6 protein-coding genes and 1 pseudogene are annotated in these 11,213 nt (G+C 33.1%); all 7 read right to left on the bottom strand.

The genetic code is table 11. The annotated features are described in order from the left end of the window. Positions 1-207: 207 nt before the first annotated feature. Positions 208-1,479 carry an L-rhamnose isomerase gene (locus AC27L2_RS13265; protein ID WP_487212246.1) on the bottom strand — a complete coding sequence of 424 codons (1,272 nt, stop codon included), beginning with the start codon at positions 1,477-1,479 and terminating at the stop codon, positions 208-210. A 24-nt stretch (positions 1,480-1,503) separates the two neighbouring features. Continuing rightward, entirely contained in the window at positions 1,504-2,544 is a 1,041-nt protein-coding gene (locus tag AC27L2_RS13270; RefSeq protein ID WP_487212247.1) for an L-rhamnose/proton symporter RhaT, read from the bottom strand. Positions 2,545-2,562: 18 nt separating this feature from the next. Beyond that, positions 2,563-2,877, bottom strand: a complete 315-nt coding sequence (rhaM, locus tag AC27L2_RS13275; protein ID WP_487212248.1) for an L-rhamnose mutarotase — start codon at positions 2,875-2,877, stop codon at positions 2,563-2,565. Positions 2,878-3,654: 777 nt separating this feature from the next. Then, positions 3,655-4,899, bottom strand: coding sequence for a glycoside hydrolase family 88/105 protein (locus AC27L2_RS13280; RefSeq protein ID WP_487212249.1), 1,245 nt, complete (start codon positions 4,897-4,899; stop codon positions 3,655-3,657). 15 nt (positions 4,900-4,914) lie between these two features. Next, a complete protein-coding gene (locus AC27L2_RS13285; protein ID WP_487212250.1) occupies positions 4,915-6,276 on the bottom strand; it encodes a hypothetical protein in 1,362 nt (453 codons plus the stop codon). A gap of 769 nt (positions 6,277-7,045) precedes the next feature. Continuing rightward, complete coding sequence (locus tag AC27L2_RS13290) at positions 7,046-10,510, bottom strand: exo-rhamnogalacturonan lyase family protein (RefSeq protein ID WP_487212251.1); 3,465 nt, start codon at positions 10,508-10,510, stop codon at positions 7,046-7,048. 150 nt (positions 10,511-10,660) lie between these two features. Next, positions 10,661-11,213 (bottom strand): annotated as a pseudogene (locus AC27L2_RS13295) (beta-glucuronidase); the annotation flags it as partial.

Consider the following 11,213-nt stretch of genomic DNA (forward strand, 5'->3'; position numbering starts at 1 on the left):
TATGAAGTAATAATTAGATTCTTCAGTTGACGAAGAATCTCTATAAATGTTGTTGCAAAACACTCTTAATTTATTTTTATTTCTCGCAAAGCCGCAATGTTTTCTCTGCGGTTTTATTCTTTGCATGAAATTTTTTTAATATCACACAGGAATTAGTTAAATCACAAATGAATTGAGATTGAAAATAAAAATATTCACAAGGCGAGACTAAATTCTTTTGCTCAACACTTCAGCTTCATATTTCTGGATTTCTTTAATATAATCTTCACCAATTGGCACATCATTTATCATGCAGTAATAATCATAAACTGCTCCAAATGGTTTTGTCTTCATAATTTCTAGATATGCCAGGCGTTCAAAATTTTTCCCATTTTCTTCTAACTCTTTTAACATCTTTGTAGGTTCTAACATTGCATATAAAAATGCAAGTTGAGTTGCTCTTGTTCCAATTACATAAGCACCAATTCGATTAATAGAACCATCAAAAAAGTCGAGTCCAATATTTACGCGGTTCAATGCATTAGCACGAACTATTTCCTGAGCAATTAGTTGAATTTCATCATTAAAAATTACTACATGGTCACTATCCCATCGGACTCCACGACTGATATGCAATAACAATTCATCAACAAAAAGAAGAAGTGATGAAATTTTATCACCAATCTGTTCAGTAGGATGAAAATGACCGCAGTCAATGCAAATCATTTTATTATTTTTTACTGCATATCCCATGTAGAATTCATGTGAACCAACAACCATAGATTCTGAACCAATTCCAAATAATTTACTTTCGAGTGAATCTTTCAAATAATTTTTTGGATAATCGATTTTAAAAATTTCATCGAGAGATTCTTTCAACAAAGCTCTATGAGTATAACGGTCAACAGGAATATCTTTTGAACCATCAGGAATCCAAATGTTATTGATACATGGTGTTCCTAATTGTTTCCCAATTTCAGCAGCAATTTCTCTTGTTCTTTTTACATGCTCAATCCAGAATTTGCGATGTTCTTCATTCTTACATGCAAGTGTAAAGCCATCATCAGCATACGGATGTGAGAAACAAGTTGGATTAAAATCAATTCCAATATTTAATTTCTTTGCCCAATCAATCCAGCTTTGAAAGTGTTTAACTTCAATCTGGTCGCGGTCAACTTTTTCACCCTGAAAATCTCCATAAATTGCATGAAGATTAAGTCGTTGTTTTCCGGGCAGAAGACTCATAACTTTTTCCAAATCAGCACGAAGTTGTTCTAAAGTTCTTGCTTTTCCCGGATAATTTCCTGTTACCTGAATTCCACCTCCATTTAATTCAGAATCAGGAGTTTCAAATCCACCAACATCATCTGCCTGCCAGCAATGTAAACTAATTTTTATATCATCAAGCTTTTTCAAAACTTCATCTGTATCAATGCCAAGTTCAGCATAAAGTTCTTTTGCTTTCAGATATAATTGTTCAATTGATTTTTCGTTTTTCATCTGTACCTCCAAAATTTAGTAGAATTATAATTTGATTACGAAAGTAGAAAGAATTAAGAGAACAAGACCAAGCACTAAAGTTGTAATTGTTTTTGTTCCAGCACCTTTCCATTCTTTCAAGAAAATTCCCCAGACATTACTAAAAAGAATATTCAAAGCCATTAAAATGCTCCAGCCAAACACAAACATTTCTGAAGGAAGTTTACTTTGTCCCATTCCAAAGAAAAAGAATTGCAAATACCAGAGTGTTCCGCCCAACAAACAAAAGAGCAAGTTATTAACTAAAACTTTTTTATCAACTGAATAATAATCACTAAAAGTTTTGTTCTTAAAATTCAGATACATGCAGTAGATAAAGTTTGTTATAAATCCTCCAAACATTACAAGAATGTAAGCAGGATTAACAACAAAAAGTGGATCAGTATTATATTCAGCAGCAACTTTTTGAATTGCATAACCAGCATCGATTACACCTGGAATTCCATTAATACCATAATTAAAACAAGCGCTCATCAATCCTGATAGGACAGCAATTAATAAACCTTTTTTCAATGCAAAATCTTTAATAGCTTTTTTTCTGTCTTCTTCAGGCATGTTACGCGACCTAAGTACACCAGCATATCCAACTATTGCAATACCAACAACACAGATTGAAACACCAATAAGAATTAATCTTCCTTCGTGAGTTAAAAATAAATTTCTGCCAGAAACAAAAGGTGGAATAAGAGTTCCAAGAGCTGCTGTAAAACCAAGAGCAACTGACTGTCCAAGTCCAACTCCAAGATATCGCATGCTCAAGCCAAAAGTTAGACCTCCTACACCCCAGAGAGCCCCAAAAATAATTGCACCCCAAATTGCAGTTGTTGGAGAATTAGATAAAACTTCTCCTAAATTTGGAACTGTGAAGTATGCGAATACCCAAGGTGCAATAATCCATGAAATAACTCCTTGAACAATCCAATAGGATTCCCAAGCCCATTCTTTTATTTTTTTAATGGGCACGTAAAAACTAGCAGCACACATACTGCCAATTGCAATTAAAATAATACTCATTATTGGGTCCATAATATTTTCCTTATTTTATTAATCCATATGAAAGACCATTTCCAAGGGAATAGAAACAGGAGAATAATCTGGATTAGTTTCCATAATATCAGCCATATACTTCCACCATTTTTGAACAATTGGATTTTGACCTAAATCTTGAGAAGATGAATCACCTACTAATTTTTGGACTGCAAATAATGTATTGGTTTCTTCATCTAAAAATATTGAATAATCTCTCACTCCGCTTTGGGTTAGTAATTCTTTTAACTCGGGCCAAATTTGGTCGTGTCTTTTTTTGTATTCTTCTTTGCAATTAGGTTTTAATTTCATTTTAAATGCAATCTTTTTCATATGCAGCTCCATAAATTTGTTAAATGAATTTTTATATGACTTTACAGATGTTCCAATCTCTATCAAATTTTTGTATCCCTTGGTTTTACTAAATATTAAACCGCAGTGAATGCAGAGAAGTGCAAAGTTTTATAGGAGAATGTGGTGAATAAAATATTCCATTGTTTTTCAAAGTAAAAGTGTCTTTTCGCATCATGATTTTATCGAGACGAAGCAATCTAAAAAATTTTAGTTTCTCGCAAAGTCGCAAAGTCGCAATTTATTCTTTGTGGCTTTTATTCTTCGCGTTAAATTATTTTTTGATTCTTCTGTTTTGGCTCATTCGTTTGGTTCATTCTTGAGAATAATAGATTAAGCAATCACGTCTTTCAGAGCGAAGCGAATAATCTCATAAAAATTATGAAGTAATAATTAGATTCTTCAGTCACCCCGCCTTTGGCGGGGTTCCTTCAGAATGACATTTTATGCTTTGTATCATTTTTGAATCCGCAAAGGAGGATGAAAAATCTCTAGAAATATCTTTGCTAACTCTATGTGCTCTGCGGTTTCAATAATAAACCGCAGTGAACGCCAAGAAGACACAAAGGATTTTTAAGCAGTGATTAAAAATTTTATTTCCCAGAAATCTTCAATAATCTTTCTATCACTAAAATAATTCACTTAAACATACTTTTACTTGCAATATTCTTTAATTAATCAATTCAAAAAAATTCTAACTACATGTAAATATGTAATTACTCTAAAGCGAAGATTATTTTATTCGCTTCACAATCTTATTTACTTTTGATTCAATAATTTCTTCAATTTAATTATTTCAATACCTGCATCGATAACAGCACCGAGGCCATGTTTTTCATTTAATCTTGCAGGACGTTCATAGTAGAAAACCAGATTATCTTCAATGCCAGTCCCAACACAAATATCTTTAACCTGTCCATCAAGTTGTATTTTATATTCTTTCAAACCTTCCCAGCCTTTGAGGGCAATTGAAGCATAACGTTTATCAATCCATCCTTGATTTACTGCACGGGCAATACAATAAACAAACATAGCAGAGCATGATGATTCAAGATAAGAATCATTTTTATCAAGTAATTGATGCCATAAACCTTCTTTGCTTTGATATTTTGCAATCCCAAGAATTTGTCTTTCAAGGTCTTTAATTATATCTTCTCTCCCAGGATAATTTTCTGGCAAAAAATTTAATAGATGAACTTTTGCCATCATTACCCAGCCATTGCATCTGCCCCAGTGTGCTACTCCATTTCTTTTTAAATCAGTATAATAACAATGCCAGTATAATTCTTTTTCATTATCCCAGAGATACTTAGAAAAATTTTTAACTTGAGTTATTGCATCATCCCAATATTTTTTATCGCCGGAAAATTTTCCCATTCTTGCAAGGAAAGGAACACTCATATACAAATCATCAGCCCACAAAGTCATTTTGTAAGGAAAAGTTCGAACCAATGTCCCATCTTCAATTCGTTCTTGTCCTTTAGTGATATGTTTTGCAGTATTTTCAATGTATTGTTTATAATCATCACGTTTAACAAATTCATAAACATCAATCATGCTTGCACCCATAGCACCGCAGTCATCCAATTCACGCATTGTCCAGAGCTGTCCAAATGGGAAATTGTAATGTGGTCCATCCTTTTCTTTATTATATCTTACCTGGAAATATTTATAGTTATCCATACCAAAAGCTACGTGAGAAGCAGCATAGTCAGCATATTTTTTATCACCTGTAAATTTAGATAAATTGATTAATGCCATATTCAATACACCATTAGTATAATGCCATTCACCAAATGAATTTAAGAATCTTAATTTTGCTCCTTCAGGGACATTCTTTGTTGATTTAAAAATTTCTCCTGTATTGACATCTTTAAAACCTAATTCTCCATGTTCAAGAATATAATCAGCGACTCTTCTTACAACAATTTCATCAACATCATTTTGTGCAAAAGAAATATTGGTTATAAAACAAATTAATAAAAAGATTACAATGCGTTTCACGGTTAGTCCTCCTTTTTATTTTGATTTGTTGTAATTTCTTTTCAACCATTTATCTGGAATTGGAATGATGCAAAGATTCATAGATTTTCCATCTTCAGAGAGCATTGCAGATTGAATTAGAATTTTTGTACCATCAGGGCTAAAAGATGGATGTGGGTGGTCCTGTGCAGTAGTTTTATGTCCAGCAGAAAGTAAAATCATTTCATGTGAATGTCGGTCAATCAAATAAATTTCACGAGCGAAATCATCTCCTGCTAAAAATCTGCCGTCGGATGAACCAGCAACATGCCAAAAGCCGCTACCGTAAGGTATTTGTCCTGCTATAGTCATTTCTCTTGTTTTAATATTTACAACTGCAAGACCAGTAGGTTTTTCTCTTGTGCCGCAGTTTCCCCATTCAATTTCCTGTCCCAAATTTTCTTCACTTTGTTTTATTTCTGTAGAAACATTTTCGGTAGTGCCAGGAATTTTACGATGTCCCATTAATGCAAAAGCAACTTCATCAGGTGTAATTACAACTTCATGAGTTACCCATTCATAAGGAGCTTCTGGATAAAGTGGTCGTAAGCCAGAACCATCAGAATTTACAATCCAAGTTCGTTGAGGAGATTTGCCTCCTGTTTCCCAGCAAAAAACAATTTGGCCAGGAACCCATGGATTACTCTGAATATGTCCAACTTGAAAAGGAACTGAAACAACATATTTTAGTTCACCAGTTTTGATATTCATTCCAGCAATCCCGCCAGGTCCTGCACCCATATTGCGTGGTCCATAATTCTCTTCAATTTTAGTTCCTTCCGGCAAATGTTTCTTAGCTATATAGCGACCAACACGAAACCAAACCCATTCTTCATCAGCATCTAATGCCAAATCACCACTTGCTTCATATTCTTTCGGAATAAATCCGCAAACTCTTTGATAATAAGATTTATCTTTCAAATGACCTGATTTAATGTCATTAAATAATTCATCTAATTTTACTTCAACAATTTCCTGGTTCCCATTCGTATCAGCAGAATTTCTCATGCAATATAATCTCATTGATTTTCTTGCAACAAGTGGAGAGCCTAAATATCCTCCTTCTGTAACCTGAACAATTTCACCAGATTTCTCATTTACTGCCATAACTTCACCTCTTACTCGTCGTGACCTAAAAATAATCCATTGTCCATCAGATGTCCATTGATTGTGTGTAGGATAAATTTTCGAATCACCAAAAGGTTTACTTGTTAGAAAAATTAATTTTACACCAGTAGTTGGATCTGTTACAATTTTTTTCTCTGAAGGAAAACTGGTACCAATTTGAGCTTTTATAATAGTAGATATCGATAAAAATATTATCACTGCAATTAACGATTTAATGCTTGTTATTTTCATTTCTAATTCTCAATTAGTTTATGATGTATTGAAAAAATAGCAAATGAATTTTCACATTTTTTAATTATCTCAATCATAATTATTTGTAGAGGCTGACTAATCAATTTAATCTGAGAAATTTGCGTCTTTTATTCTTTGCGGCTTTACGTGAAATAATTTAACCACAAAGTCACTAAGGATTTCACAAAGTTACACGAAGGATAAAATCTTTGTGTTCCTTTGTGTTGAACTTTGCGTCCTTTGTGGTAAAACAATATCATCCCGCAAAACGGGATTCTCACTGCGCCTTCGCGGCTTAGCGTGAAATTTTTTTGTTTCTCGCAAAGTCGCCAAGCCGCAATGATTTCTCTGCGGTTATTCTTTGCGAATCTTTGTGCTCTTAGCGGTTTCAATATTTTTTTAACACAGATTTACGAGATTATCTCTGTTATTTAAATTTTTCAGGGTGTGACTAAAAAGTAATTTTCAATTATCTAATCTGTGAAAATCCGTAAAAATCTTAGTTGACTGTGTTCTATTATCTAAAAAATCTTACTTTTAGTAAGCCCCTTAAGAATGACAGAAAAAACTTCATGTCTTTCTGAGCGAAGCGAAGAATCTCATATAAAATTATGAAGTAATAATTAGATTCTTCAGTCACCCCGCCTTTGGCGGGGTTCCTTCAGAATGACATTTACACTTTGTATCATTTTTGAATCCGCAAAGGCGGATGAAAAATCTCTAAAATATCTTTGCAAACTTTGAGTGCACAGCGTTTAAGTTATAAATCTTATTTCAAACGATACACTTTAAAATTATCAATCTCTTGATGTGACTTTACAGTTCTGAATCCAAAATAGCCTTCGGTTAAAGGTTCTTCATCTTTAAACGAAAAATATTCTTCGCCATCAACATAAAGTTTTGTAGTGCCATTATAAACCACAATTTGAATCAAATAATTTTTATTTGGCTTGAGTAAATGTTTTTCATCTTGAAAATCGAACAAAAGTGTACGTTCTCCATTACCCTGATATTTTCGAAAACGAGTAGTTGTATTACTATTTCCCCCAATTCCAGCATAATAAAGTCGAAGTGAATCATAATCAGCCAATGTTCCATCTCTTGTAAATAAATTTTCTCTTCGTGGATCTTCTGCCATCCAGAATTGATTGAGGTCAGATAACCTATCATTATAACCATTGTCTACTATAACTTTTCGATTGTATTCAATCAAAATATTTCCAGATAATTTTTTATTGAACCAAACTGTTGTTCCATGTTCAACATCAATAATTAATTTCCCATCTTTTACTTCAACTTTAGAGTGTGGAGAAATTTTTGTTTCAACAATCCAGTTACTCAAGTCATTATCAAAATTATCTTCATAAAGTAATTCACTTTTTTCATATTGATTAATTGAATTTCTTTCCTGCAATTTATTATCCAATAAAGGAAAATTTTCTGGAATTTCATCACCAATTAAATCAAGTAGTTCAATAGCATTTAAGCACCATTGAGCAGTGTTGTTTGTTGATGCCCATTTAACTTCGTAGATTGGTTGTAAACTTTGAATAGCATCATATTTTTCCATTTCAAAATTTGTTTGAAAACGTCTTGAACCGAAATTAAAAAATTCTTTCCACGCTCTTTCAGCATAAGATTTATCACCTGTAACTTTAGCATAATAAGCTGGCAGACGAGCATACCATGAACCTGGAGTTCCTAATTCTACAGCTTTGCCAAATTCTTTTTCAATTTCTTCTTTTGGTGCTGCATAAAGTTTACAAAACTGCAGCCAGAGTTTATTCCATTTTTCATCTTTTAGAAGATTGCTTAATTCAAAAGCTACTTCGGGTCCTCCCATTAAAACAGATAAATGAGCAGAACCAATATCATTATCATTCAGTCGATATAATTTATAAGTCTTCGGGTCATAACCAAATGCAGCATCTTTACCAGAGAAAAATCCATAAGGCATTTCATATAAGGAATTCACACCAATCATAATTCGTTCTCGATATTTTGTATCACCTGTGCGTTCCCATTCAGTCATCCAGTTGCCAACTAATGCCAGCCAGTCGGGACCAACACGTGCATGAGTAGGATATTGACTTTTTTCCAAAATTAAACGAAGCGGGTCGTACTTACCAATTGCTTCGTTTGCTGCATCAACAACTTCATGCATTAAATCACCGGTTCTTTCATCCGTAGTTAAGTAATAATAGAAACGTTTAAGAGCTGCCTGAGATATACGAACTTCTTTGGCACCGCAGCCCCAGTGAATCACATTATGACGTGAACCTAAACCTTTGAAAGGTCCAAGATGATATACGTCAACTTCACCAGTATGACGAGTCATTGCTTCTGCCATACGAAAAATGTCTTCTCGTCCCGAGCGCAAATAACTATACCACAACCACAAATTTGGCATTAGTTCAGTATTGTCCCATGCATAACCACCTATATCATATCTCCATGTATGTCTTTGAAAATCGTAGCTGTGCATTACATCACCATAATTCCAGAATCCATACCAATGCCGTTGTTCCACTTCTAATTTATAATACTCAAAAGCTTTATCGAGTTGTTCTTCTAACCAGCGTTTAGTATTTGTACTTCTATCAGGTAAACTCCAAACTCCAAATACTTTAATGCTATGAATATATTCTGGAGATGCAGTAAGTAAAGGAGGATTATTTCCAATTTGCACAATTTTATGTAATGTTTCATAAGAAGGAACATTTGATGAAGCATACAATAAAATTTCAGAAGTTCGTCCAACTCCAGTTGCAATACTAAAGCCTGGTTGAACATCTTCATAACTTGCAGTTAAATCGTGTCCATAAGCAAGTGTATCGTAATGTCTCATATCCATTGCTTCTGCATCTGGGGACCACAACCAAATTTTTAATTGTGATGTATCTTTTTTAACATTACTAATTTCTAATGCTGAAGGGAATGACTGCCAAAAATTTCTCAAGCATGCTGTAAGTCCCCCTGAAACATCTCCAACAAAAGCCAGACCTGTTGAACGATGTCCATATCCAGCATCAATCCATGCACTTTTATTATTAGTTCTTTTCAAAATTCGGAAACCATCTGCATTTAATTGCACCAATTTAAAATCATTCCACGAAGCCCAATTTTTAATTAATTGTTGTTGTCTTTCAGAAAATATTTCTAATTCTGGAATGCGTTCGCCTGTAAGTTGTTTTGAATAGAGTTCTTCATTTCTATCGAGTGGGAATCTTCCGGTTAATGGCTGACATGGTTCATCCCACAATCTTCCATCATCGCCAGTAAAACGAATATGCCTGTTATAAAATTGTTCATCCAGTGGAACATCAAAAACTAATCCCAATCCACGAATAAAATCTGCTTCTTGATTGCCATCATAAATAATTGTATGAACAATTCGAATTGATTGTAATCCAGCATAAAAATAGAGACGCACAATAAATGGCAGCCAGCTTCTTTTACTTAATTCTGAATAATGTTGTCCTTCAATTTTAATAACTGCTCTTACAGGACCATTTTGTTCAATTGTTACATTTTCAACTTTGCCTAAAAATTTCTCACGATATGGTTGATTCTCTGTTTCTGTATCTGGACCATTCTGCAAAATACAAGTTAATTTCCCTGCTGTTGATATATATTTCCCATCTAATTTTATAAATCGAATAATTTGATTTCCTTGCTTTGGAATATCACATTGTAAAACTCCAGTATTAACAAAAACATCTTCACTATTCTCAATGACTTCAATTTTTTTGTTGTAATTAAAATTTTCTTTTTTGACTATCTCTAATTGAAAAATTGAATCTGCATCAGAATCAATAACTGTACTTAAGCCAACCCACTTTAATGAACCATCGGGCCAGTAAGCTAAAGTCCATGATTGCAATGGCAGCAGCTTACCTTTCGAATTCTTTAATTGAAATTTTGTTGACTTCTTAAATTTACTTTCAGGTAAAGGGACACCCCAACTAACTCCAGTTGGAAGTGAAGGTGGATTTTTTCCAAGCCAGGATAATTTAATAGTTTGAGTATTTTGAGCATAAATCAAATTTTGCAATGATATAAAAATTATTAGACAACAACGTAAAAAGTTTATTGCAAGATATTTAATAAAGTCTTTACTATAGACTGTTTGAGTAGAATGATGCACGGAAGAAAATCTCATTAATAATTGTTCATTGAACAAGTTATAAATTTTTAGAAATATAGCTTTGCTCAATATGACAAATTCTTTCATTCTGCAATAAATTCTTAAAATACTGTTCCCATTAATTATACTATAATGCGAATTAAAAAAATTTTTCCTCATCATGTTATTACCCTTTTATCAAGGAAGATAAGATTGGATTAAAATACTTTCTTAATTTTGAAAGGAAGTGATATAAAACTATTTTACCTTTGGTCTTAAATCATCTGTGCTTTGTTTTGTATAAAAATTAATTGCAGGAGGTCTTTCTTTCTTTTCAAAAAGTTCTTCGATAATAGAATAATCTACTTTGTACTTTGGATTGAATTTGTCCGATAACATGTATTTTGTCAAACTATATAATAATTGTCTTGCTGCAGGTCGCTCTTCCAAATTATTTTGAAGATCAGCACTGCAGACCATAATTTTACCATTTTCAACCTGTGCTTCGAACAATACAGCTAATCTTCGATTCAAAAACCAGGTATCAATTGGTTGTATCAGCGGCTTAAATCCTGGAGGAAATAATTCAAGGTTCATTACCTGTTGACGATTTAGAATTTCCCACCATTGTAAATTACTGTGAAATTCTGTAGGAAATTCTTCAAAAGCTGGATGATTTGGATTGCACAATATTCCTAATGTATGAGGCGGTCTCATCTTAAACCATGATGTATTCCAGAATACTGGTCTTAAATATTGAACCACATCTTTACCATTTTCTACAATACCTGCTGCATGTAAAAAAACTTTT

The organism is Rosettibacter sp. KY25 (genome assembly GCF_057554405.1).

Coding starts and splice junctions, on each gene's coding strand:
- AC27L2_RS13265 (WP_487212246.1), bottom strand. CDS start 1,479: ATGAAAAACGAAAAATCAATTGAACAATTATATCTGAAAGCAAAAGAA.
- AC27L2_RS13270 (WP_487212247.1), bottom strand. CDS start 2,544: ATGGACCCAATAATGAGTATTATTTTAATTGCAATTGGCAGTATGTGT.
- rhaM (WP_487212248.1), bottom strand. CDS start 2,877: ATGAAAAAGATTGCATTTAAAATGAAATTAAAACCTAATTGCAAAGAA.
- AC27L2_RS13285 (WP_487212250.1), bottom strand. CDS start 6,276: ATGAAAATAACAAGCATTAAATCGTTAATTGCAGTGATAATATTTTTA.
- AC27L2_RS13290 (WP_487212251.1), bottom strand. CDS start 10,510: ATGAAAGAATTTGTCATATTGAGCAAAGCTATATTTCTAAAAATTTAT.